We start from the raw sequence: 25,796 nt of genomic DNA, 5'->3' as shown, positions 1-25,796 counted from the left end.
CTATCAACATCTAGGCTATGTTATGTGTTGTAGTTTAGATATCTTTTAGAAAATGTATTACAACATTTCTAGAATCAATCATAGCCTTTATTGTTCCTTCGCTTGTGCCTCCAAATAAAAATTTATGCTTTTTAATACCAGTTAAATTCATAGATTGATATTCAGGGATATGTTCTGGCTTTTTTTTATCAAACCAAACAAATTGATGCCCACAATTTTTATAGGATACATGTTTGATATTAATACTAAGATTACTTTTTTCTATGTTTGATTGCATCAAACTTGCCATTCTTGTAGAAGGCCAAACTAAATCATCTTCTCCCGTTAAAAGAAGTACATCACATTTAATATTCTCTACATGTATTCTAGATGTATTAAGTTGTTCAGCATCATCAAAAATGGGATCTATGTATTTTTTGTAAGTAATCATTCCCGCTTTATCATTAAAGCTATTCAATTGTGCAAAAGGAATTTCATTTCCGTTTAAACTCCAAGAAGATTTTTGTACTTCATTTTTACTTACACCTACATGATTTGGTAAGACAAAAGCACTTGGGGAATAACATATTATTGCATCAACAAGGTTATAATGACTTGCAAAAGTTAAAGCATATTCTGCTCCCTTTGAAATCCCTAATAAAACCATTTTCCTATTTGGGAATTTATCTTTTGCCCATACAAGGATTTTTTTTAGGTACTCTAATGGTACCAATTCAATTTCTTTTGGCAAATTCTTTTTACCTACATAAGCGATAGACAAAACATCATATCCGTTTTGAACTAATCCAAAAAGATATTTATCTGGGATATAACTGCCTCCCGAACCCGGAACAACTATTACAAGAGGATGATCTGAGTTTTTAGAATTTGCTATGAGTTTGGAATGAACCCCATTGAGATCTATTGTACTTATAAAAATATCCTCCGGAATCCTTTTGCATCCAAAAGTCAAAACACAAAATATGTACATTAAAAATTTATTCATTTGATTTAAATACAGACAATTATTTTTGTTTAAGCATTAATGTAATCATTTTTATACATGGTGTTTTATCTTGATTTTATTCAGTAATTTTATTAATTAGTTCGATTCCTTTTTCTAAAATCTCGTCTTTTTCAGTAGTTGTTTGTTTTACATAGTTCGTTGGGACATATTTTTCTCTTATAGTTCCATTTACATGATACAATTTTGTAGTTGATAATTTATATCCATAGTTTCGATACTTAAAACTAAAGTCATAAACTTCACCAGCTAGTCTTCTCATTTCAGAACCAACAATTTCGGCTCTTTCCATTCCTTCAAAACCTATTGCCAATCCTTCTCCCATACTACCTGTCCAACGACCAACTAAAACCACAACAGGTTTTTCATATTGATTCAAACGAGGACTAACGTATTCGACCCAACTTCGTTCAACATCTGGATTGTTTTCTGATTTTGCAATGTATGAGTGCTTTTGATATGGTTTAGGCTCTTTTATAAATCTACTCATAATACCACGAGCTTCATATGTGTCACCACCAAAAATTGTATTTCTTAAATCTATAATAAGACCTTTTGTGCTTGATAGTTTGTTTAATACGTTGTCAAACTCACCAACCAAATTATCATTTCCAAGTGAATTATTTATTCTAATAACCCCAATTCCGTTAACTGTTTTTGATGTTAAAAGGGAATCATTATTTTTTATCTTGATATTATCTAAGTCATACTTGATTACTCTGTTGTTAGCTAATTTTAAACTCAATACTCTGGGTTCGTTATACCTACCAGCCAAAATTTTATTAGCAATCCATTCTTTAGTTTCAGGAAAGCTTTTATCATTACAGTGCGTTGGAAAATCTTGTATAACTTGTTCAAAATCAATACCGTTAAATTGTGTGATTTCTGCTCCAATTAGGTTGTGTTCAGGGTTTTCTATTTGTGTTTGCCAAATATTTGTTACGACTGGCTTTCCATTATCTATGGTTATATAAATTGGAGCAAAAAGACGAAAAGAAGAATTTCTATTTGTTCTTAAAATAATGTGATTATCATAAAACTCGTCTAGTAAATATTCAAAAAACAATACAATCTCTTCTTCTGTTTTTATGTTTGGGATTTCTTTTTCGTAGTGTTCTTGGATACAATTTAAATCTACCTTTTTTTCTTGTAGGTAAGTGTAATTATGTGATATATCGTTTATGATTTTGCCTAAATCTTCTTTAATTTTATTTTGATCAATTTTATTTTCTTGTGAATTAACACAAGAGAAATTTATAAGAGTAGTGATTATTAAAATAAGATTTTTCATAAATAATACATTGTTTTTTTAATTGAATAGAACGCTATAAGTGTGTATAGACAAGAATTAATTGATTCATCTCATATATGATAAAATCACATATGTCTTTGAGGTACGTTATTTTTTGTTTTTGTACAGTTCGATTGCTTTTAAGTATTTCATTGCACCAGATTCTGTTTGGTCATATAGATATCCATTCAATTCAGGGTAGTTTTTGTCAATCCAGTTTAAAAGCTCATTTCTGTTTTTGAGAAATTTCTTAACATTAAAAATCTCGTATTCAACTCTTTCAACTCTGGTTATTTTATCATTATCAAATCGGATAATTTCATTCCAAACCATTGGCTCTTCATGAAGAAAAAAGATTCTTTTATCTATTTTAGAAATTTTTGTTTTTACAATTTCATTTTCTTGTTCAATTTCAAGAATTTTATATGTTGGTTCAAATACCGAATCCCACTCCAACCATTCAACATATCTTTTTTGAGAAAAAGATTCCTGGTAATCACTTTCACTTTCTCTAATCACAATACTATCCCCTAATATTGTTCTTATTCCAGAATGATCAGAATTATTAAGAATATTGTAGTATTGTTTTGCGATTTCAAGTTTGTCATTTCTTTTTTCAGAATTTTTACAAGATGTAAACCCAAAGGCCAATAATAATGAAAGGATTATAGTTTTACGCATTTGTATTTGGTTTTCAGTATTGTGTTATAGAAAGGTATTGGTTATGTAATTAGGTACGTAATTTAACAAATAAAAGCCGAACATAAAATCAGATAAGGTTTTCTAAAAGTAGGCCATAATGAAGCAATTAATTATACATTTTGGTAGCCACTGTTTTATCCAACATCGTATTCATGATTTGTTAATGATAGATTAATTTAGTATTATTGTGATATTAAAATGATATCACATGAAAATAGAAACTAAAGTTAAAGCAACAAATGGTTATGTAATGCTTCTCGTGTTAATGGTCACAATTATTATTATGGTAATAGGTCTATTATTGATCAAAAATTTATCTTTCTTGATCTTAGGAATATTTGCAATATTTATAATTAAAGGTTTTTTTATTGTCAATCCAAATAGTTCAAAAGTGTTAGTTTTATTTGGAGCTTATAAAGGGACTGTTCGTGAAAATGGATTTTTTTGGGCTAATCCTTTTTTTACAAGACAGAAAATTTCATTGAGAGCTAGAAATTTTGATAGTGATAGAGTTAAGGTAAATGACAAAATTGGCAATCCGATTATGATTAATGTAATCTTGGTCTGGAAGGTTGCTGACACATATAAATCGGCTTTTGATGTTGATAATTATGAAGAATTTGTAAAAGTACAAACAGATGCCGCTGTAAGAAAACTTGCGGGGTCTTACCCATATGATAATTTTGATGACGAGCAGGCTAAATTTACTTTAAGATCGGGGATGGATGAAGTAAACGAAGCCCTAGAGAATGAAATTACCGAACGTTTATCTATTGCCGGTATAAAAGTAATGGAGGCAAGAATAGGATATTTAGCATACGCTCCAGAAATTGCAAGTTCAATGCTAAAAAGACAGCAGGCAGTTGCCATAGTGGCGGCTAGAAAAAAAATAGTTGAAGGAGCTGTGGGCATGGTAGAAGATGCATTGCATAAATTATCTACAGATAATATTATTGACTTTGATGATGACAAAAAAGCTTCTATGGTAAGTAATTTAATGGTAGTTTTGTGTGGTGATAAGGAAGCTGTCCCAATAGTAAACGCAGGAACTCTAAATTCTTAATTGTGAGTAAAAGAAAATCATTTGCACTTCGAATAGACCCAGATATCTTTAAACAAATAGAAAAATGGGCAGACGATGAGTTTCGTAGCGTTAATGGACAAATTGAGTGGATTATAAATAAAAGCTTAAAGGAAGCAAAAAGATTACCAAAAAAAGATCAAAATAAAGATATTAACTCAAATGAATAGTTAATTGCAACTAACCATAAACGACAAGGTGTATATTTGGGTATAATTCTTCTCTTAGAAAAAAGGTTTCAGATGTTATCGACCTTTGGATATGAATTACTAATCAGTTATAATCACATGTATGGTATAGTAGTACTTTTTTTACTTTTTTAGAAAAACAACATTTCTTCTGTACTTGTCATAAATATGTTTAAATTCAATGAAATAGATATTTGTTCGAGTACTTTTAAGGCTATCACTACTAGAAAAATACAAGATATTATCATCTTCAATTAATTCTGGATAAAGGTCACTGCCTGTAGTATTAATTTCTTGAATATTTTGTGGTAAAGACCAATCATTATCTAGTTTAAAACTAATATATAGATCACCATAAGGCGAGAGGTTCTCTGCCCTTTCCGAAGCTTCAAAGATGATAATATTCCCTTCTTTATTCACCTCTAAATTCCATTCTCCTTTTTCTGAATTCAAGGAATTTCCTAAATTTACTGGTGAACCATAGGTATTATTTGTTTTTTTTACAATATAAAGGTCACCTTGGCCATATCCTAGATTACGGTCAGAAGCCAAATATAGATTGCCATATTCATCAGTTTTAATGCAATATTCATTTTGAGAAGAATTGATAGGATTATCTAACCTAATTGGTGTTCCCCATTTGTTGTTTTCGTTTCTTTCTACTTTCCATATATCCTGCGATGCATTGTGGATTCCGTCATAAGGTCTCTGGGAAATAAAATAAAGAGTTTTTCCGTTATTGGTAAGATGGGGAGCACTGTCGTCATATTGACCAGAAAAAGGTGCTAATTTAGGCTTTGACCATTTTTGGTTTTTTTTGATCGAAAAATATATTGAGCTTTTAATATTGCCCTTTCCCCATTTGTCATTACTTTTCGAAAAGTAAATCTCTGAACCCGAAGACGAAAAGCTTGGAGCATATTCTATTGCTTTGGTGGATATATTATTCGCTTCAAAAACTAATGCTTTAAATTGCCTTGACGTATTTTTACAGCTACTAAAAAGAATTAATAGCATACCTAAACTAATTATTGGAAATAAATTATTTGGAATCCCTAATTTTTTCATTTCATGTGCTACAAACGTTAAATATATCATAACTAGAGCGGGGGACAAGCTATTATTTATGAATAATACTATACATAAGCCTAATTTCCAAAAATACCTGAATCTTTTTTGTTAGCATTAACTCACGATAATTTTTATATGGTGTTGTCAATAGTTTTTATTTTACAGCGCTATTATATGTTTTTAAAACTTCTTGTTGTTTTCCTTCATTGAATTTTACTTCCGGTGTTAATTTTCCATCTTCGACGGCATACACTTTCCAAATTCCATGTCTTAGTCCGTTTTTCATTAAACCTACATCTGCCAAATACCCTTTGTCGTGATACCATTTCATTAGCCCATTTGCTAATCCACTTTCATAATTTCCCTCTAAAATTAGAACACCATTGCTTAGCCATTCTTTATGTACCCCTTCTTTTTTTCCATCTTTAAAAGTGCCTTCACTTTTTATCTGTCTGTTTTTATAGAATTCTTTCCATAACCCTACTTTTTTACCTTGTTGGTAATTGTTGTCTTTTGAATGGCCGTCAATTATTTTTTTCTCTTTTTTATTCTGTTCTGTACATCCGTAGTTGTTTGATAAAAGTAAGATAATCATCAGCAACTTTATCAGTATACTTAATTTCATTATGTAATAGTTCTATCCATTAATACTATCAAGATTTTTTAAATAAGCACTTACCAAAACAATTGAATATACACTTTGTTGTGCTTTTTTTACAATTTGGGTAAATAATAACTCGAATTTACGAATTGCAAAATAGATGTTTATATCAAGTAAATGTAGTAGTTTTAGATTGCCAGAACCTTGCATTACAAAATTTGGCAGAGATGTATAGCTTAAATAATTATCTTAGCTACCCTAACAATTAGAATACCTTATATTTTTATTATGAGAAAATCAATTTTTCTGTTTTTTATCTTCATCTTTTTATACCAAATTTCATCAGGCCAAGAGAGTTCTCAATGGCTACGTTTTCCGGCATTATCTCCTGATGGTAAAACTATAGCCTTTAGCTATCATGGTGACATTTATACGGTACCATCTACTGGAGGAACAGCTACTATTCTTACAATAAGCGATGGCTATGATCATATGCCTGTATGGTCTCATGATGGTTCTCTAATTGCTTTTGCTTCAAATAGGCATGGTAATTTTGATGTTTTTGTGATGCCATCAAAAGGAGGTACCTCTAAACGACTAACATTTCACTCTTCTAATGATAGCCCTAGCGATTTTAGCCCTGATGGTAATTTCGTTTTATTCTCATCTTCGCGTTTAGACTTACATACTAATCAACAATTTCCTTCTTCCGTCTTACCAGAATTATACAAAGTACCAATTAAGGGAGGTAGAGTAGTACAAGTTCTAACTACGCCTGCAGTCAATACCAAAATAAGTAAGGATGGAAAAACACTACTTTTTCAAGATTCAAAAGGATATGAAGACCCACTTCGCAAGCACCATACATCATCTGTTACTCGTGATATTTGGAAGTATGATGTCGAATCTAAAGCTTATACACAACTAAGTACGTTTAATGGAGAAGACATGAATCCCGTTTTTGCGAAAGACGGGAATTCTTATTATTTCTTGAATGAATCTTCAGGTAGTTTTAATGTATATAAAGGGAGTCTCTCTGGAGGAGCCTCTCAACAAATTTCAAAGTTCAAGACTCATCCTGTTCGTCATCTAAGCATAGCTTCAGATGGTAAGCTGTGTTATGGCTATCATGGAAGAATATTTTTACAAACAGATGGAGCTGAACCTCAACTTGTTGAAATAGATATCCGTTCAGATTTACGTAATATACCAATAAAAACATTATCTGTAAATGACAATCTTACTGAGTTTGATGTTTCTTCTAATGGAAAAGAAATAGCTTTTATTAAACGCGGTGAAGTATTCGTTAGTTCTATTAAAGATGGAACAACAAAGCGAATTACGAATACCCCCGAACAAGAGCGCAGTGTATCTTTTAGCCCAGATGGTAAAGCTATACTTTATGCTAGTGAACGCAATGGAAGTTGGAATCTATATGAGACTTCGCTAAGTCGTGAAGAAGAAAAGTATTTTTTTAATTCGACAGTTTTAGAGGAGAAAATTATTCTCAATTCAGATTCCGAAACTTTTCAAGCAAGTTATTCTCCTGATGGCAAGGAAGTAGCTTTTCTTGAAGAACGCACTAATCTTAAGGTCATCAATCTAAAAAGTAAGGAGGTACGCGAGATTATACCGGGTAATAATAACTACTCTTATTCAGATGGAGACCAATTCTATGAGTGGTCTCCTGATAGTAAGTGGTTTTTGGTGAATTATTTAAGAAATAGCCAATGGATAGATCAAGCAGGTCTAGTCAATGCATCTGGTAAAGAACCTATTATTAATATATCTCCTACTGGTTATGGTGCACATTCTCCACAATGGATGATGGATGGTAAAATGATTACATGGTATTCTGCCAGAAATGGAATGAAAAATCATGCAAGTTGGGGAACTGAAATGGATTTTTATGGTATGTTTTTAACACAATCTGCTTGGGATAATTTTAATTTAAGTGAACTAGAATCAGAGTTGATGTCTGAAGAGAAGAAGAATTCAGGTTCAGAAGGTGATAAGGATGAATCAAAAGACAAAAAGAAAAGTGAGGATAAAGAAAAACAAGTAGATCCTATTCAATTGGAGTTGGATGGGCGAGAAGATAGAATTATTCGATTGACAACCCATTCTTCAGATCTTGGAGCAGCAGTTATTTCCAAAGACGGTAAAATGCTCTACTACCTTGCGAAATTCGAGAAAGGTTATAATCTATGGGAAACTAATCTTCGTACTAAAGAAACAAAAATTCTTGCTTCATTAAATGCAAAAAGTCAAGGTGATATTGAAATGGGACCTAAAGGAGAAATTCTTTATATTCTATCTAATGGTAAAATGAGTAAAGTTGATCTAAAAAAAGGAAAAGTGGAAGGTATTTCTATTAAAGGTGAAATGTTACTTGATGAAATGTCTGAACGTGCTTACTTAGCTGAACATATTTGGCGTCAAACGAAGAAGAAGTTTTACCGTAAAGATATGCAAGGAGTAGATTGGGATTTTTATAAAAAAGCCTATTTCGTTAAACTGAAAGATATCAATAATAATTATGATTTTGCAGAGCTAATGAGTGAAATGTTAGGTGAATTAAATGCCTCTCATACAGGTGCAAGTTATAGAAGTTCTAATCCAAATGGAGATAAAACGGCTTCATTAGGAATCTTCTTGGATCAATCTTACTCGGGTGATGGATTAAAGATTGTTGAAATTATGGACAAGAGTCCGTTAAAAAATAAAAACAATAAATCAAGAGCTGGTCACATAATACAATCAATAGATGGTGTGAAAATCAATAAGGATATGAATTATTATCCACTCCTTAATCGTAAGGCTGGTAAAAATACATTACTTACTTTCTATGATCCCGAATCAAAAAAATATTGGGAGGAAACAGTAAAACCAATTAGTAGCAGAGAATTAAGCCAAATGCGTTATGAAAGATGGGTTAAAAATTGTAACCGTCTCGTTGAGCAACTTTCTGATGGTAAGTTAGGTTATGTTCATGTTCGAGGAATGAATGATGAGAGTTTTAGAAAGGTATATGATGATGCTCTAGGAAAACATTATGATAAAGAAGGACTTATTGTGGATACTAGATTTAATGGTGGAGGTTGGCTTCATGATGATCTAGCAACATTTCTAAATGGAAAATCTTATATGGATTTTAGACCGAGAGGTCAAAATTTAGGATCAGAACCTCAATTTAAATGGAATAAACCATCCGTTGTAGTAATGAGTGAAAGCAATTACTCTGATGCTCATATGTTTCCTGTTACATATCGAGCAATGGGTATTGGAATGCTTGTAGGTATGCCAGTACCTGGAACAGGTACTGCGGTATGGTGGGAAAGGTTACAAAATGGATCTAGGTTCGGGATACCAATGGTCGGTATTCTTGATACTAAAGGTAAATATCTTGAAAATCAACAATTAGAGCCAGATATAAAAGTTGCATTAGACCCGGAGATTGTAATTACAGGAAGAGATCAACAACTAGAGAGTGCAGTCAATGTGTTGTTAAAGAATTAATTTTTAATTATGCTAGTTAAATACTTAAACTTGTTGGTTATAACAATTAAGGTTAAGTAACAAATTTAATATATAAGCTAGAAATTTAGCTATAATTTATTTTACATCCTGTTGTACTTTAGTTATTGTAAAAGTTTTAATTCTTTCTCAATACTTGCTTTTATTTTTAGTAGAAAGTTTTGTTTGATTTTTCTAAAGAATTTTACCATTGGTTAATGGTTTGTGGTAATAAAGCACAATGGTATTGTATATAAAAAGTGGAGGGTTTGAATGTTCAGGCTTTTCAGATAATTCTTGTATCTTTTAGATGTAGGGATTTTCAAACTCTTACCCATCGGCCCCTATTTTATATATACGTAGTTATATACTGGCGCTATTTATATTGTGATTAATATCCAATAAACAATAGCACTACAAAACGCAGCAATCGGTAAAGTTAGTAGCCAAGAAAGTAGAATATTTCTAATCACTTTTAAATCAGCTTTTTTGGTCACAGTCCCTATTCCAAAAATCGAACCTACCGATACGTGCGTTGTTGAAACAGGTAGTCCGTGAACACTGGCAGTTGTAACCAAAAGCCCAGTAATTAAATTAGCTGTAAACCCTTGACCACTATTCATTGGTGTAATTTTCTTACTCATCATTTCTCCAACTTTTTTTGCGTTTATAAGACCACCTACGGCCATTGCTATAGCTACAGCAATCATTCCCCATTTAATATCCATTGCATTAATAACAATTAGTAATCCTACAATTTTCGGTGTGTCATTTAGTCCTCTGGCAAAACTTACTACACCCGCACTTGCATAATGTGCAAAATCCAATAGTTTTTGTGAATTAATTCCTAAAAAGTTTCCTTTGTAAGCCTCAATACATTGTAATTCATTTGATATTTTGATGCTCGCCCGTTTTTTGTTTTCGACAGATATAAATTCATTTGTGTTATTGTCTTTTATGACCGGAATTCTTTCTTCTCCAACACATACGCAGGTTTCTTTAGTAACTCCAATAATTTTTCTTAGTTTTTTAAAAACCAGATATGCTATAAAACTGACTAATGCCGCCATAAGTGGACTAACAATTAAAGGCATTAAAAAAGTGCTGCCTAACTTTGCGAAATTAAACGAAGTTCCAACAGCAACAATTCCACTACCAAATAATGCTCCTACCAGACTATGAGTTGTTGATATAGGCATTCCAATTTTAGTAGCTATAAAAACGGTTATGGCAGCTCCAATAGCAATAGATATTGCAAATTCTGGAGATTGAATTAAAGAATCAGGGACTAAACCTTTTCCTGAAAAATTTTTCACTAATGTTCCAGCCAAAAAAATAGCTGCCACTGACCCTGCAAAAGTTGTAGTAGTCGCCCAAATTATTGCTTTTTTATAATTAAGAGTTCCGCTACCAAATAAAGTAGCAACTCCTTTAAAATTATCATTTGCTCCATTACTATATGCAAGAAAACAAGCTGCGCCAAAGAGAATTATTAAAATCATAAATTAGAATAGATAATTTTATAATAGTCGCATAACAATAATTTTAATTACAAAAAAAGCTTGATGAAAGTAACTAGTTCAAAGCTTGCATACAACGTTTAATATATGTGCCTTAGTTGTGCAAAATGTTACCTAACCCAGGACACTTCGTCACAGGTTTTAAACATTCTTTAGCTTTAAAATCATTTCGTATTATAGGCATTTGAAAATCAATCAATTAAGAGCTAATGGCTGTGATCACATATATAGTGTTATTTACTTTTCTTTCTTTTTTACTTGTTCAACTTTCCGTATGGACTTGATATTTACTTTTTCTATATCCGTTAATAATTGGTCAACGTTTTTATTAATCCTAATATACCAACTTTGTTTTTTAAAGTAAGTATCCATTTCTCCTCCGCTTTTAAAAATGTAGTTATATCTAGCAAATATTTCATTTCTCATTATCTGTAAATCCTCAAGATTCAATGATTTTAGATAATTATCATTAATTAAGCTGAAAATAGTATCAATGAATCTACCCGAGTAATATTTTGATAAATTATCACCCCCGAATTGTCCGAGTTCATATTCTCCTTCTTAGACAAAGAGTAGAGCAGGAGGATTTCCCAATTTTAAACACTTTTGATTATTATAGGTTACAAATTCGCCATTACTTTGGTCAGAAAAGAATTTGTTTCCTTTAATTTTTACATTTGTATAGTTTAGATACAGGGGATGCCGACCAAGCTTATCTTCATTTTCCTTTACCCACTTATATGATTTGAGCTGAGCACAAATAATGTTTTGATCTATAGATAATGTTATTTGAGATTCTGCTTCCAAAAATCCGAAGAAATAAATTCCTTCATATTCGTTTAAGGATTCGACACTCCAAACACTAATTTTATTTTCATCAATTTTTTCACCGCCCATTACTTGGCCAAAAGAAAAGTTAGAAATCAGAATTAATAATAATAGTGCTTTTTTCGTATTTCAAATTGCCATTTTTTTTCTTAAATGAAGTTGCTGATTCTTTAAAATGAGATTTAAAGCTTTTCGAGAATACCGGCAAACTTTTATCCTTACTTATAGGTAATGTCAGAAATTGAATAGCGACTGCGAATCAATAACGATGCTGCTTTTTCCAATCGAAGTCGAAGAATCAATTAGAAAGGTGTTTTGCCAGTGATACCGCGAAATATTCTGCTTAAATGAAATTTCGAGAAATTAGGAATCTTTGTTAGTTTATTCAAAGAGAAATCATCGTCCAAATTTTTTTCAATGTAATCAATTACATTATTTATTCTGCATTTATAATCATTAAGTTTGTTGTAACTAAATCTTGTTAATTGCTAGTGTTATTTCAAGACTTCGTCAATCATTTTTTTTATTTCAAATTCTTCTATTTCGTCAACATTTTTGATTTTAATATGTCTCATAGATTTTCCAGTTCCTTCTATTAAATGACTATTGGTTTTTACTTTGTCAAATTCGAAAAAACCAAGAGTAACTGCTTTTTTTGTTGTTCTTAAATAACAAAAATCCTTATCATTTGCATACACTGGTCTATTCCATTTAAATTGTTCCTTTACATTAGGAATTAAAGCGAAGATTAATTCTCTCAATTTGTGTAAAATCCCTTTATTATTCTCCTCTGAATTTTCGATATATGTAGTAACTTCTTGATTCATTATTAATTCTTTTTTGATTTTAAGAATAAACTCAATATTAGTGAAAATGCGATTCCAGTAATTAGGTTCCCAACAAAAGAAAACTGTGCTTGCATTGTGGTACTATAATATTTTGTTTGCTCATTAATTTTCTTAATCATTTCGGTTTCGTTCAGGTTTTGGTTTGATAGTTTTTCGGTCAAAACAGTTGTCATATCAGCATTATAGTTAGGATATATTACTTCATAAAATAATAATGTAAATAACGCAGAAAAAATTGCTGTCGCAAGACTTACTATAAACCCAGTAAGAAAGGCGCTTTTGAATGTAAGGTTTTGGGTAATCCTTTTAGTGTTTGAAATACTTTTATATATACCTAACAGAAGAAAAATGTAAAGAGAAATAAATAGGATTGTTCCACCAATCATTAGTTTATCTTTTTTAATGGATTCTGGTCCAACAAAATTTAATACCAATAGAATTAGCATAAGCAAGGTTCCTGCAAGCGCAATTAGAAAACCTGATTTTACCGAATACAATGTTTTTTGATTCATAATTTAATTTTAAAAGTTATTCGGCAAATTTGATATTGTTCGATGAAATTTCCTTATTTCAATGGGTGGAAAAAAAGGTGGATTTTTACAATACCAACAAAATCAAGGATTTAGTTGTTTATCTTCTCAAATAACTCTTTTCGGTTTTTTACTCCAACCTTTTTGTAAATGTTATTGATGTGCGTTTTTATAGTAGATAGTTCAACAAACATTTCATTCGCAATTTCTTGATTTTTCTTCTTTTTCAAAATCTTTAAGGTTACTTCTTTTTCTTTTGAAGTAAGATAAAAAGAATCAATTTTTTTTAATTTTTCTTTTTGTTTGTTTTGCTCTATGAAAATTCCAAAAGAAAATATTAACAAGATGAAAGGTACGAGTAAGAGAGAATTGATATAATCAATTTGTGTAATTCCATAATAACTCGAAAAATAAACAACATTAAAAGTCAATACACAGATAACAATCAAAATTGTAAGTCCAATTAAAAATAGTTTTGTATTATCTATTTGTATTTTCATTTCTTTTGTTACGTTTCTCTTGCATGCAACATTTAATATTATGTGTCGTACTGGATTTTTATGCACTAACTTTTTTGGCTTCGTTCAGATCTTAAATATACGAAAAAGCCATAAACGAAGTATAATTTATGCTATGGCTCATATACATTGTTGTACGTTTGCTTTTATCTCCTTTAATTAGGAGAATTGAGCCCTAACTTATTTCCTTCTGTATCTAAAAACAGAGCAAAAAATCCACTTTCATCGGCGTGTGCTGTTTTTGGAATAATGATTTTCCCGCCATTTTCCTCAACTTTGTCAAGGATAGTTTGCAAATTATCTCCTCCATTAAGATAAATGGTTACACCATCAGTAGACGGTTTGAAGTCTTCTCCTTTCATTATTACTCCCGTGATTGTTTGGTTTTCATAAGGAAAAATTCCCATTTCCATTCCTGGTATTTCCATTTTTTCAATGTTAATATCCAAAATTGCTTGGTAAAAATCTATTGCTCTTGAAATATCAATTGCAGGTATTTCAAAAAGGGAAATAAAACTATTCATATCAGTCATTTTTTTTTCTACTTGTAAATTTTGCTTTCCTGTTTCAGAATTGGCTTTGTTTTGCTTGTTACAAGCAACAAGACCAATGGCAAACAAAATGGTTAGGTTTAGTATTATTCTATTCATTTGTCTTAGGATATTTTAAGGAAGCAAAATTATTTTGAATAGGTGATTTGAAATTGTAAAAATGCGACACCGAATACTATTTATAGAAAAGGGTGGAAAGAGCCATATTTTCGTTTCCTAAAAACTCTTTTGGAGTGGTTCCGATAAATTCTTTAAAATCCTTAATAAAATGTGCTTGGTCGAAGTATTCACTTTCATAAGCAATGTTTGTTAGGTTTTCCTTATCATTGATAATCATCTTTAAAGCTGTCTGTAAACGCAATACCTTACCTAACTGTTTCGGACTAATGCCTATCTGCTTTCTGAAGTTTCTTTCGAGTTGTCTTCTTTTCGATAAGTCATCTTTCAGTATTTTATTAATAGAACTATTTCCATTAGTTTCAAGAAGGGTATCTACGGTAATTTTTACTAAATTTTCGATGGTTGTGTTTTGATTAAGCCTATCTAAAAGAAATATTTCAATGATTTCAATACGTTTTTGAGTACTGGTTGCTTGAAAGATTTTCTGTTCTAACTTTTTTGCAGGAGTTTCTCCAAACAAACATTGGATTGGTGTTTCAATATCTATCAAATTTTCCATAGGAGTAGAAACAAAGTTTGAGAATCCGTAAGGGTAAAAACAAATTGCAAACGAGTCTACATTTCCTAAAGGTTCTATAAAATAGGATTTTGTTCTTTGCCCCATTATCATAGCATTTGGGTGTATTAGAAAATCATCTTCAGATATGTAACGCTTAATCTTATCTTTAAGGTTAAAAGTCATTTCAATACAGCCGTCAGGAATAATTTTTTGCTTCTGATTGTTTGGATCAAACGGAACCTTCAAGGACCAATAAAATTTGACTAAAGCACTTAAATCAGGGTGTGGTTGAAACGTTTGATAATTCATTCACAATTTATTTTTTTTAGTGACACACAACGTTAAATATATGTGTCGTAGCAGTGCAAAATGTTACCTTGCTTTTCGATTTTTCTGCGCATTGGTTGCTAACTTTTACTTTCTGCAAGTATTGCGCCTTACCAAAAATTAAAATAACCATTGGATTGATCACGTAGCTGGTATGATTGGATAAACACAGTGTTATGTAACATTTTTCAATTCCTTTGAATCCAATCAACTAACCTTTTATTGAAAAGCTCACTTTGTTCATATTGTGGAGTATGTCCGCTTTTCTCAAACAAAGAAACTGTTAGGCGAGTTGATTCTTTACAGGTTATATGCCAGAGAGTGGAAGGAGCAATGTAATCACTTTTTCCAATTGCTGCAAAAACAGGAATATCTATTTTTTCTTTTGGCGAACATAGATCATATTTTGGCATTACTTTACCAAATAAATGATATAAAAAGTCTAAATTATAGTTAACCCTTTCAAAAAATTGTGTAGCATCTAAATTTTCATCGTGCCATCTTTTTGGACCAGAAGCGACTAAACTTTTAATAAAAAGTTCACGACGATTTAATGTGTCGTTTTTTTCTTTTTCAAATTGCTTTAGTTTTTCGTTATACAGTAACTTTCTTTTTTCGGACGCATTTTCCCAGTATGTTTTCACAGAGTCTTTATATTCTGTTGTTCCCCAAGTTCTAGGGGTTGCCATCATCACAACGTGAGAAACGTATTTTGGATGTTTTTTGGCATATTTGTGAGCAACTGCTCCTAATACAGAATGTCCTCCAATTATAAATTTTTCAAGCCCTAATACAGACCTCAGCGTATCAATGTCTTTAAATAGATTGTCTATATTATATTCTGAAAGATCAATTGGCTCATATTCCTTTGCATTAAACCTCATTTCTATAGAATATAATCGGAAATTGTTTAGAAAGTCTTTTGAAAAATATTCAGGATCTGACCCTATTAATAGAAAAGGAGTTCCCTTTCCTTTAATAGAATAATTTAAGGTAGTCCCGTCAATAACAATACTTCCTGATTTGTTATTAACATCAGAAATTGTTTTTTCTTGATCTTTGATATTATTCTTACAGGCCAGGATTGTATATAAACAAATAACAAAAACTATGTGATATTTTCTCATTTGGTTGCTTTTTAAGTTATGTAATCGTTTGATTATAAGTTATTTGTTGAAATGCTAAGATAGCAAAAAGACACAGAGTGAGGAATATTCCGATTGGTACTTAATACTCTCAAGTAATTACTTATAGCCAATGTATAGCACTGTTATTCTTTAATTAATCCGATGAGTTCATTCTGACGTTTTTTTAATTTGCTGAATGAACTATCTACATATTTATTTACTTCTTTGGATGGAAAATTAATTATTGATGTGTGTTCACTAAAATCGTTCTGTTCCCATTTGTGAAGTACGGTTTTGTATGCTGCAACGTGCGCACATAATAATTTCAGACTTTCAGGCATTTCTTCTTCTATTAATAAATCCAGTCTAGAATTAATAATTTCAAACATTTTATTGTTATTCGGCATAAAAACAATGCTCATCCAAAGCCGCCAAGCTTTTAGTTCTTCTTCATTTGGCATATCATTATTAGAAAAATAGTGGGGTGTGTTTGAACGATATTTTTGTCTAAAACCGGACCATGCTATTTCAGATGATTCCCTTAAAGCTTTTAATGGACCATAAAATTTTTCTAATTGTTCATTAACTCTATTCAATTCAGAATTTAATTTACTCTTTTTTGATTCTAATAAGGCTTTCTTGTTCATAATACGCAGGTCATTTAGGTATTTAACGAAATACCCAACAATTGCTAAAATAATTGCAACTAAAGTCTTTATTTCAAATTCTGTCATTGGTCTGTATTTATTGTGCACGACGTAGCGTATAAAAAAATACTAACTTTTTTCGGTTAAACACACAGCTGAATTTTTGTATTTTATTTTTACACCAAATTAAAATGAAGCAAAATGAGATTAAATCGGGAACCTTATAAAGGAAAAGCATCATAGTTTAGTGATACTCGTAAAATAATTTAAGATACATCCAAATGATATAAATATTGAATAAAATAATAATTAATCCGATTACCCTATTCATTTTTTCATTCTTACATTTAATTCAGTCGGTTAGTATACCTAACGGTCTCGTGTATGAGTAGTAACGGATTGCATTTCACCAACCTTTCTGTTTTACACAAACCTTTGTTTTATGTTTACACTTTCGTTTCGTTACTAAACCGTTATTACTTGTACACATTGTTAGTAAATGTTTTATTCTATTTTTGCATTGAAGAGTACATCAGCGTTTACCCAATAAACTTCTCCTTTTTCAACACCTGCCCATCCTTTTTTTTCAGGGTTATTATATCTTCTGGAATAGAAGAAATATTTTCCGTCAGAAGACATATACGGACAATAATAGCGCCAGTTACTTTCATATTTTAATGGTATTTCTTTCGGTTTTGTCCATTCACCATTATCATTAAATGTTATTTGAAATTTACCTTGTCCATTAGTAATGGCATACCGTTCATCTGGTGAAACATAAGTTATTAGTTCCTTTTTCTCTGTTTTAGTCTTTATGATAACAGGTGTTTCAAATTTTTCATTTCCTAAATATTGTGCGCGATATGTGTTCATTCCTCCTTCATCACTTGGCCTATTTGACCGAAAATATAAACTCCCATCGGCTGTAACAACAGGATAGGTTTCTAAGTATTCCGTGGAAACTAAAAAATCCACTTTAGAGGCTAACTCCCATTTGCCATTCACTTTCTTACTCTTATAAATATCCGGAGGGATAGTATAAAGTTCTTCTCGAGTGACATCATTTTTATAAAGCTTAGGGTCTACACCAAGAAAATACATTGTCTTTCCGTCTTTGGTAATTGTGGGGTCACAAGCAACTGAAATTAACACATTATCGTCATACATTTTAATGGGTTTAATATCAGACCACTTGCCATTAGTTAATTCAGAATGATGAATAACAAAGCTGTTGTCTACAATTCTTGAAAAGAACATTTCTGTATTATTATAATTAAAAACTACATTAAGTTCAATGTTGTCAGTATTAACAATTGATGGCGCAAATAATATTGGAGTTGTAGAAGGAGATTTTTGGTCGAAATATGAAACGGTATTATTTTTACAACTAAAAAATGTTATAATGATTAAGAAAGTCGATAAAAGTTTATTCATTATTGTTAATAATATTTGCTAACGTTTTGTACATAGTTTGTTGTGGAATTTTCCGAAGGAAACATTCAGATAAGTCACTAAGGTAGCAAAATTAGAATGAATTCCGATTAGGGAACTCTTCCGTAATGAGCTATACACTTTGTTGTATTACGTTTTTACTTAACTTCACTTAATTTACGAAGTAGTGAATTTGATCTCAAATCTAAATTTGTGTTGCCAAAATTATAATTTCTCATAAGTATTACTCCATATTTGCTGTTTTTTTCATATTCAAAATGAGCTGAATAACCCGCATTAGAACCACCATGTCCAACAGTATTTATTTCTTGGTCTGAATATAAATTGAAACCAAAACTATAATTAGACCTTAATCTTGTTGTTGGTGTTTGCGTTGTTTGAAGCATTTCTATACTACTTTCACTTAATAGAGCCGAATATCCCATACAAGCTTTCATAAATTTAACCATATCGCGTGGTGTTGAGTAAATACCTCCATTGGGAACCCTATATCCAACTTCATTAAGTTCACGTTTGGGTATCTCGTAGTTAAGTTCAGCAGTTGGTCCGCCTGCCATTCCTTTCACTAAATTTTCTTTTTGGTTTTCTGGAACTTGAAAATATGTGTTATTCATTTCTAAAGGTCTAAAAATTTTTTCTTTAACCAATTCAACATAAGGCTTGTCGGCTATTTTTGAAAGCGTTAAACCTAAGATAGCAAATCCAATGTTTGAGTATCCAAATCTTTCTCCAGGTTTTGAACGAAATGAGGTTTCTGGAATTGCTTTAATAAGATTATTTTCCCATTCATTAATTTTTCCAAAGCGTACATTTTCATCTCGACTTCTCGATTCTCTATCTAATCCGGAAGTATGTGTAGCTAATTGTTTTAGAGTAATTGGTGGATATTTATCATAACCAACTAACGACGTAATTTCTGGTAAATATTTTTCAACTGGGTCATTAATATTGAGCTTTCCGTCTTGTTGCAGTTGCATCATTAAAAATCCGGCAAATGATTTTGAAATTGAGCCAATTCGGAAAATAGTATTCAAATCAATGTTTCCGTAAGATTTTAATGCTAAAATTGAATCTTTATGAATAATAGCAAGGGAAAAACTGCCCTTAATATTATCGTCTTTAACGTCACTTTTTACTAATTGGATAAAGTGTTCGACTATTTCATTTTTAGTTTGTTTGGTGTTCTGATTTTCTTTTATTGGTGTATTGCAGCTAAATATGATTAAAGCAATTGTGAACAATAGAATTCTTTTCATTTATTAATTGAATTAACGTTTGTATTGGATTTTGAAATGAAAAGAACACAATAAGTTATTAAATTTCATTTACTCTACAAATGTAGAACAATATTTTATTTCTACAAATGTAGAGGAAGATTTCTTTAATTTTGTTACAACGTTTAATATATGAATCGTGGCCTGCCGATGGCGGTTATGATTTCATATACCTTGTTACAAGCAGTGCTTTATTTCTATTTATTATTCTTAATTTCCAATGACTTTCGTTTTATCCAATTAACAGAAATTTTTATTGGTTCTGTCTTATTGGTATTATGTCCTAATGACGGAAACAAAACATATTCAAAAGGTTTGTTTTCTAATTTTAGGGTGTTAAGCTGTTCAATACACATTTTCACGGGAATTTGAATATCTTTTTCTCCAAAAATCCAAAGACCAGGAATTGAAAGAGTTTTCAAAATCTCTTTTGGGTCAGTAGCTTCAAATTGATATTTATCAGGGTCGTTTTTGGTATGTTCACGAGCATCTTTTTCTGTATGATTATCCCAAAAATCTGTTCTCCCGTTTGTGTAAAACTGAAATCTTAATTGTTCAAGAGTAGTTATTGTTGGGCAACTTAATAAAACCATAAATTCTACCAATGGATTTTCACTTGCAACAATCGGAATTATCCATCCTGCCTGACTTGCGCCTATAAGTCCAATAGGTAAATCTTTCCTTTTGTTATGGACTACGTTAACAGCTGAACTTGCATCTTTTGCTAATAGATTTAGATTTTCAACACTAATATTATTTGTCCCTACTTCTGGTCCAGCATAAACTCCACCAGATTCTCCAACTCCGCGTTTATCGTAGGTCAATACTAAAATATCATTTTCGGCTAACAATTCAGCGAATTTTTTCATTCGAGGTACTTGGTCAGAGCCGTGAACAATGACAACTGCTGAACGCGGATGACTAGGACTATAAATTGTACCTGCCAATTTAACTCCTTCACTTTCGAAAGTCACATTTTCTGTTTTTATAGAATCAATCGATTCAGTTTTTTCTCTATTAGGTTGTGTGTTTTTTTGTTCAATTGATTTGTTGCAACTAGTCATAGTTACAAATAGAGTTAATAATAAAAGTCGATTCATTAATTTCATTCGAGGGTTTTTTCTTCAGCAGAATTTTGTCTACATTGCCTACAACGGTTTGTGTATAGATCGTTGGAAATTCCGTTGGGAATTTCCTATGAGTACCAAGGTAACAAAATTGCAATGAATTCCGTTTAAGGAATTCAGATGCAATGAGCTATACACATTTGTTGTAGGTAGTTTTTTATTCAGTCGTTTTTTCAATTATTAGGTCGACAAAATTGGCTTTTGTCAGTAAGTCAATTATAAAATTAAAATTTTCTTTACCAAATATTTTTGTCAGCTTTTCAGTTCCAATTATCTCAATTACAGAATCTCCTGGATAACCAGGTCCTTGAGCCGTTATTGCATCGTTAAATGCATCAAGATTTTTTCCGAAATTCTTAGCCGATTCTTTATCAATTTCCTCGGTATATTTATCCCAAAAATCTAGTTGAGTTTCACAAAACTCTCCGTTTATGAATATCTTTTTTCGATGTCTGTTTTTTCCGTCTTCGTCCGTTATGATACTTACGAAAGTGTCTCTACCGTATGCCATTTTATCGAACACTTTGGAATATCCAAGATTTAACCATCTTTTATAGATGAGTTTTCCATTCATCCATAGATATAATTCGTTATCTTCTGATATTTCTTTTCTTATTGACATCTTTAATGGATTACCTACAACGGTTTTGTGTATGATTTCGTTGCGTGTTTCAGCTACTAAATTAGCAAATACAAACTGAATAGAAAATCCGCGAGGATTTTCGTAAGTAGGCGAGTACTAGCAATGAATTATACACAGTGTTGTACAACGTTATTTATTTTTCCAGACAATAAATTCAGCATTTTCAGTCGAACTCATTGCTTTGATTAACTGTCCATTATTAAAATTCGGAAAGCGTTGAAAATTTCCTAACATTTCGGATTCTCCAGTTGCTCCACCAGGAACAGATAAAATTCCGTTTTTTGATAAAATCCTCCACCAGACATCAGTTCCCCAAGGTCCAGAATCATTAGTCTCTATTATTATTTGATGAATTCCGCTTATTTCTATTGAACTTTCGATTCCATCGTAATTGGTTGTTTTGATAGTCGTTCCATTAAATTCAACTTTCCATTTAGATTCCGGCTCTAAATTTCCTTTATTCTCTTTACTTTTTTTGAAAAATGAAAATATTCCCATTCCTATTTTCTAATGTTATACATCGTTATTTTTAATATTCGATTTTTCTTTCCCATACAAAACCTAATTCTCCGTTCGAATACCTTTTTTTAGTTATCCAATTTCCTTGTTTGTCATAATTGTATTCCCAATTATTCCAATGCTTTTGTGTTCCGTCTTTATCGTACCAATATTGTGTTAAGATATTGTTTTGCTTATCATATGTAGAAATAAATTTTGTATAACCACCATTAGATTTAAATAATTCCGATTCAACTTCATTTCCATTTACATCATACTTGTAAGTTCTAGTGTCTTTTACAGTTCCATCTGAATTATATTTTATTTTTTTTATCATCTCATTTTTAGAATTATATTCTAATTCTGTTTTAAAGACTTTATCTGATTTAGGATTACCTCCAATTCTTGATATTACATTTCCGTTTGTATCGTATTCATTTTTTTGTAAATAAACCAATTCATTTTTGGTGTTATAATTTTTAAACTCTGTAACATTTCCGTTAGTGTCAATTGTTGTAGTATAATATTTTTTCAAGTCTCCTTTTGAATCGAAGATTGTTCCTTTTATTGGATTTCCACTTTCGTTTTTTTGAATTTTGGTAACTTCATAAATATTGCCTTTGCCATTATATTGACCATATTCAATTATTTTTTCCTTATCATCATACACATCATATCTTTCGAGATGGTCATTTGTAAATACAGAGTCTCGTGACATTTCTGCAGTCCTTTTTGCGCTGTATGATGCCTGAATTGTTTTCTTAATTTTTGGACTTTCTTCCGCACTTTGAGCACGAATAATAGAAGTTGAGCAAACTAATGCTAATGTCAATAAAAATATGTTTTTTGTATTCATTTTTTAATGTTGTACAACGTTTAATATATGTGTCGTAGCAGGGCAAAAAGTTACCTTGCTTTTCGGTTTTTCTGCACAGTGATTGCTAACTTTTACTTTTTACAAGCATTGCGCCATCATAAATATACAAGAACCATTCGATTAGTCACTTAGTTGCTATGACATCATATATCGTGTTGGCAGTAGTTTTTAATATTCAGTCCATTCTTCTAATTTTCCATCGTCTTCAACCCAAATTTCCAAATAAACTTTTTCCTCAACAGGTTTGCCATCCATTTTTAAAATATCAAATTTCAATTTTCGTAACCCTTTTCGAATAGCTTTGAGGCAGTAATTATATTCATTCCTATTCCAAAATTCTTTTATTTCCTCTTTTGTTTGATATTCTGGCATAATAACTTCACTTACTTCTCCATTTTTTCCAATTGTTATTATGTATTTTTCAGAACAGTCAAAATCTTTTTTGTTGTTCCAATTTAACTTATATAACTCATTGAACAACACTTTTGATATAGTGTCTCTATATTTTCGATTAATTCTATTTGAATCGTCTATATAATTTTCTATTTCAGAAACACTTGTGATTACCCCATTTTTTATATCAATAGACAACTCTTTCTCGAAAGTCTTATGGAAAACTCCGTCCCATCTCAATAAATTCTCTTTAGGTAAGTTTAAATTTCCTGAATACCAATCTACGAAGACTTTGTTGTTGTTTACTTTGTCTTTAAAAAACTCGTACAATCTCTTATTAGATTCTTGAATGTCAATTTTATTTCCATCAAATAGTTCACCGCAATAAATTATATGCTTTACAAATAAACTGTCATTCGAAATTTCGTAAATTGCTTGATATCCACGCCAACAAAATGTAGCAGAGCCTTCTCTGAATTTAAGTCCAAATAATTCTCCGTTGTCACTTTTCTTGAGTTTATCAAAGTATTTTTCTACTAATAGATTATAAACAGGTATCGTATCTCCTTTGAAAATTATATGGTCGGGAACTTGAGGACTACTAGCATTTACATTTTGTAAAAAAGAGATTATCGCAAGTAAGGAAAAAAATATTTTCTTCATAGTTCTTAAATTCAAATACTCATCTAAAATACTTTTGGTTTTTCTTAATTAAAATTTAGGATGAGTGAACTGTCCATTTGAATTAGTTAAGTAGTTGTTCAAATTACTGCCAACGTTTAATATATGTGTCGTAGCTGGGCAAAATGTTATCCTACTTTTCGGTTTTTCTGCGCATTGGTTGCTAACTTTTACTTTCAGCAAGCATTGCGCCTTACCAAAAATACAATAACCATTCGATTTATCATCTAGCTGCTATGATTACATATATCGTGTTACCCAACGTTTTTTATATTTAATTTAATTCCCAATTAACGTCAAACTTTTCTTTCTTATCATTATAATCAGGTGGAATTCCAATTTTACAATGCAACATCGGTTCATTGTTTTTTACAGTTTCATAAAATTCAGATTCGAGTGATGATTTAGGATAGTATTGAATTTCAATTATTGTATTGTCTTTTTCGCTTTTATATATATACAAGTTTATATCGTACAGATTTTCGTAAATATCTTTTAATTCAGATGATATTTGTTCAAGCGATTTCGATATTTTTTTGTCATTTTCTTTTTTTCGTTCTTTTCTTTTATCAGGAGCATTCAACTCGTCATTTTTGATTTCAGAAATCAGGTAACTTGTATTGTCAGAGATTTTATTCGAGCAAGAATTTTTTGCCATTTCTAATAGGGAAGAAGTGGCTTCTTTTAAATTCTGTTCGAGGTTTTCTCTTTTCATGATTTTAACTCTTAAGCATCGAATTCTACATAGTGAATCAATCTTTTACATTTTTTTTCTACAGTTGGGTATTCCTGATTAGCTATATCCTCCATAAATTCTTTGATAAGAAAGACTTCCATAAAATATTCAAATCCGGGGCATTTTTTTTCAGTCACTTCAAAAGTTTTCCACTCCAATTCTTCTTCTGTCAAATTGAGTATTGTAACTTCTGATTCTCTAGAAAATTGATCATCAATCCTTTTTACGTAAAGAACGGATTCTTCGTCAATTTTCTCAATATTTGTTAAGAGTTCGATTAGTTTCATCTAATGTTGGGTAACGTTTAATATATGTGTCGTAGCAGGGCAAAATGTTACCTTGTTTTTCGATTTTTCTGCGCATTGGTTGCTAGCTTTTACCTCATGCAAGCATTGCGCCTACATAAATATACAAGGACCAATCGATTAATCACTAATTAGCTATGATCACATATATGGTGTTAGACAATGTTTTAATTTAAATTTTCTATAAACATCAAGGTGCCAAATCTATTATAATCCAATTCAAAATCTTCTATTGTCAAATATTTAATAGTTGTTTTGGCAATTATTACTGGCGTAATTCTTTTATTTTTTAAAGACTCCAATTCCTTATTGAATTTGTAGAGCTTGGAGTTTAAGTATTTTTCTGATTGAAATATTTTGTTTTGACAATCAAAAAAACTTTGATTTTCACTGGGGTTTTGTCTATCCAAAAAGTTCAATTTTTCATCAAGGTTGAAATCATTTGAAAAATTGTAGCTCTCGTTAGTTGCCATTTTTTTATAAAGATTCCAGTAACTCTCGGGTTTTGTAGATTCCAAAATTCCCTTATCTATTAGGTGTTGTTCAAAGTCAGATAGAATTGTTTTTGTTTTTTCTTTTTCACTATCTGTTAAAGAATTCATTAAACAACTATACAAATCACTTTCTACTCTTTCAGATTGACTTTGGCAGGAAATAGTCATTATTCCAATTAAAATGATCAATAATATTTTTTTCATATGTTGTCTAACGTGTTTGTATATGGTTTGTTGCGTGTTTTAAGCACCTAATTTAGCAAATACAAACCGAATAGAAAATCCGCG

28 protein-coding genes are annotated in these 25,796 nt (G+C 30.9%); 3 read left to right on the top strand and 25 right to left on the bottom strand.

Annotated features, from left to right (window positions below; translation table 11 throughout):
• Positions 1-34: 34 nt before the first annotated feature.
• The 3 genes from DK508_RS13265 to DK508_RS13255 all read right to left on the bottom strand — a co-directional run bounded on the left by DK508_RS13265 (position 35) and on the right by DK508_RS13255 (position 2,975).
• Positions 35-985 carry an acyl-CoA thioester hydrolase/BAAT C-terminal domain-containing protein gene (locus tag DK508_RS13265; protein WP_109301231.1) on the bottom strand — a complete coding sequence of 317 codons (951 nt, stop codon included), beginning with the start codon at positions 983-985 and terminating at the stop codon, positions 35-37.
• Between the two features lie 76 nt (positions 986-1,061).
• Positions 1,062-2,294 (bottom strand): S41 family peptidase, encoded by a 1,233-nt coding sequence (locus tag DK508_RS13260; RefSeq protein WP_109301230.1) that lies wholly within the window; start codon positions 2,292-2,294, stop codon positions 1,062-1,064.
• 108 nt (positions 2,295-2,402) lie between these two features.
• Complete coding sequence (locus tag DK508_RS13255) at positions 2,403-2,975, bottom strand: hypothetical protein (RefSeq protein ID WP_109301229.1); 573 nt, start codon at positions 2,973-2,975, stop codon at positions 2,403-2,405.
• Between the two features lie 229 nt (positions 2,976-3,204).
• Between DK508_RS13255 and DK508_RS13250 the strand changes: the two genes are divergently transcribed.
• Both DK508_RS13250 and DK508_RS13245 read left to right on the top strand, forming a co-directional pair.
• Entirely contained in the window at positions 3,205-4,059 is an 855-nt protein-coding gene (locus DK508_RS13250; RefSeq protein WP_109301228.1) for an SPFH domain-containing protein, read from the top strand.
• Between the two features lie 2 nt (positions 4,060-4,061).
• Positions 4,062-4,247 carry an Arc family DNA binding domain-containing protein gene (locus tag DK508_RS13245; RefSeq protein ID WP_109301227.1) on the top strand — a complete coding sequence of 62 codons (186 nt, stop codon included), beginning with the start codon at positions 4,062-4,064 and terminating at the stop codon, positions 4,245-4,247.
• Between the two features lie 141 nt (positions 4,248-4,388).
• On the opposite strand, the gene DK508_RS13240 is transcribed toward DK508_RS13245, so the two are convergent.
• Both DK508_RS13240 and DK508_RS13235 read right to left on the bottom strand, forming a co-directional pair.
• Positions 4,389-5,333 (bottom strand): hypothetical protein, encoded by a 945-nt coding sequence (locus DK508_RS13240; protein WP_235016409.1) that lies wholly within the window; start codon positions 5,331-5,333, stop codon positions 4,389-4,391.
• Positions 5,334-5,490: 157 nt separating this feature from the next.
• The gene (locus DK508_RS13235) at positions 5,491-5,931 is read right to left on the bottom strand and encodes a toxin-antitoxin system YwqK family antitoxin (RefSeq protein WP_160114703.1); all 441 of its coding nucleotides are present in this window, start codon (positions 5,929-5,931) and stop codon (positions 5,491-5,493) included.
• Between the two features lie 294 nt (positions 5,932-6,225).
• Here DK508_RS13235 and DK508_RS13230 point away from each other — a divergent pair, with 294 nt between their 5' ends.
• Positions 6,226-9,456 (top strand): S41 family peptidase, encoded by a 3,231-nt coding sequence (locus DK508_RS13230; protein ID WP_109301224.1) that lies wholly within the window; start codon positions 6,226-6,228, stop codon positions 9,454-9,456.
• A 377-nt stretch (positions 9,457-9,833) separates the two neighbouring features.
• On the opposite strand, the gene DK508_RS13225 is transcribed toward DK508_RS13230, so the two are convergent.
• The 20 genes from DK508_RS13225 to DK508_RS13130 all read right to left on the bottom strand — a co-directional run bounded on the left by DK508_RS13225 (position 9,834) and on the right by DK508_RS13130 (position 25,712).
• Positions 9,834-10,955, bottom strand: a complete 1,122-nt coding sequence (locus DK508_RS13225) for an inorganic phosphate transporter (protein WP_109301223.1) — start codon at positions 10,953-10,955, stop codon at positions 9,834-9,836.
• Between the two features lie 255 nt (positions 10,956-11,210).
• Positions 11,211-11,447, bottom strand: coding sequence for a YARHG domain-containing protein (locus tag DK508_RS21585; RefSeq protein ID WP_370443847.1), 237 nt, complete (start codon positions 11,445-11,447; stop codon positions 11,211-11,213).
• Positions 11,448-11,534: 87 nt separating this feature from the next.
• Positions 11,535-11,870 (bottom strand): hypothetical protein, encoded by a 336-nt coding sequence (locus DK508_RS13215; RefSeq protein WP_109301221.1) that lies wholly within the window; start codon positions 11,868-11,870, stop codon positions 11,535-11,537.
• Between the two features lie 425 nt (positions 11,871-12,295).
• Positions 12,296-12,628, bottom strand: a complete 333-nt coding sequence (locus tag DK508_RS13210) for a DUF1801 domain-containing protein (RefSeq protein WP_109301220.1) — start codon at positions 12,626-12,628, stop codon at positions 12,296-12,298.
• A gap of 2 nt (positions 12,629-12,630) precedes the next feature.
• Positions 12,631-13,161: a DUF4199 domain-containing protein gene (locus DK508_RS13205; RefSeq protein ID WP_109301219.1), complete on the bottom strand. Its 531-nt coding sequence runs from the start codon at positions 13,159-13,161 to the stop codon at positions 12,631-12,633.
• A 110-nt stretch (positions 13,162-13,271) separates the two neighbouring features.
• Entirely contained in the window at positions 13,272-13,679 is a 408-nt protein-coding gene (locus DK508_RS13200) for a response regulator transcription factor (RefSeq protein WP_109301218.1), read from the bottom strand.
• 173 nt (positions 13,680-13,852) lie between these two features.
• Positions 13,853-14,347 carry a VOC family protein gene (locus DK508_RS13195; protein ID WP_235016408.1) on the bottom strand — a complete coding sequence of 165 codons (495 nt, stop codon included), beginning with the start codon at positions 14,345-14,347 and terminating at the stop codon, positions 13,853-13,855.
• A gap of 76 nt (positions 14,348-14,423) precedes the next feature.
• On the bottom strand, positions 14,424-15,236 hold the full coding sequence (locus DK508_RS13190) for a helix-turn-helix transcriptional regulator (RefSeq protein ID WP_109301217.1): 813 nt from the start codon (positions 15,234-15,236) through the stop codon (positions 14,424-14,426).
• Between the two features lie 206 nt (positions 15,237-15,442).
• A complete protein-coding gene (locus DK508_RS13185; RefSeq protein WP_109301216.1) occupies positions 15,443-16,381 on the bottom strand; it encodes an alpha/beta fold hydrolase in 939 nt (312 codons plus the stop codon).
• 143 nt (positions 16,382-16,524) lie between these two features.
• Complete coding sequence (locus tag DK508_RS13180; protein ID WP_109301215.1) at positions 16,525-17,115, bottom strand: hypothetical protein; 591 nt, start codon at positions 17,113-17,115, stop codon at positions 16,525-16,527.
• A gap of 417 nt (positions 17,116-17,532) precedes the next feature.
• A complete protein-coding gene (locus DK508_RS13175; protein ID WP_109301214.1) occupies positions 17,533-18,462 on the bottom strand; it encodes a PD40 domain-containing protein in 930 nt (309 codons plus the stop codon).
• A gap of 155 nt (positions 18,463-18,617) precedes the next feature.
• Complete coding sequence (locus DK508_RS13170; protein ID WP_109301213.1) at positions 18,618-19,736, bottom strand: serine hydrolase; 1,119 nt, start codon at positions 19,734-19,736, stop codon at positions 18,618-18,620.
• 215 nt (positions 19,737-19,951) lie between these two features.
• Positions 19,952-20,854 (bottom strand): S9 family peptidase, encoded by a 903-nt coding sequence (locus tag DK508_RS13165; protein WP_235016407.1) that lies wholly within the window; start codon positions 20,852-20,854, stop codon positions 19,952-19,954.
• Between the two features lie 184 nt (positions 20,855-21,038).
• Entirely contained in the window at positions 21,039-21,503 is a 465-nt protein-coding gene (locus DK508_RS13160) for a hypothetical protein (RefSeq protein WP_109301211.1), read from the bottom strand.
• A 150-nt stretch (positions 21,504-21,653) separates the two neighbouring features.
• Positions 21,654-22,022, bottom strand: coding sequence for a hypothetical protein (locus tag DK508_RS13155; protein WP_109301210.1), 369 nt, complete (start codon positions 22,020-22,022; stop codon positions 21,654-21,656).
• A 31-nt stretch (positions 22,023-22,053) separates the two neighbouring features.
• On the bottom strand, positions 22,054-22,878 hold the full coding sequence (locus DK508_RS13150) for a hypothetical protein (protein WP_109301209.1): 825 nt from the start codon (positions 22,876-22,878) through the stop codon (positions 22,054-22,056).
• Positions 22,879-23,067: 189 nt separating this feature from the next.
• Positions 23,068-23,955 (bottom strand): hypothetical protein, encoded by an 888-nt coding sequence (locus DK508_RS13145; protein ID WP_109301208.1) that lies wholly within the window; start codon positions 23,953-23,955, stop codon positions 23,068-23,070.
• 292 nt (positions 23,956-24,247) lie between these two features.
• Positions 24,248-24,688: a hypothetical protein gene (locus DK508_RS13140; RefSeq protein ID WP_109301207.1), complete on the bottom strand. Its 441-nt coding sequence runs from the start codon at positions 24,686-24,688 to the stop codon at positions 24,248-24,250.
• An 11-nt stretch (positions 24,689-24,699) separates the two neighbouring features.
• Positions 24,700-24,996: a hypothetical protein gene (locus tag DK508_RS13135; protein WP_109301206.1), complete on the bottom strand. Its 297-nt coding sequence runs from the start codon at positions 24,994-24,996 to the stop codon at positions 24,700-24,702.
• A 185-nt stretch (positions 24,997-25,181) separates the two neighbouring features.
• Positions 25,182-25,712 (bottom strand): hypothetical protein, encoded by a 531-nt coding sequence (locus DK508_RS13130; protein WP_160114701.1) that lies wholly within the window; start codon positions 25,710-25,712, stop codon positions 25,182-25,184.
• Between the last annotated feature and the right edge of the window lie 84 nt (positions 25,713-25,796).

Origin of the sequence: Aquimarina sp. AU474 (genome assembly GCF_900312815.1) — a bacterium.
Lineage (GTDB): Bacteria > Bacteroidota > Bacteroidia > Flavobacteriales > Flavobacteriaceae > Aquimarina.
This window is presented reverse-complemented; position numbering and strand designations above follow the sequence as displayed.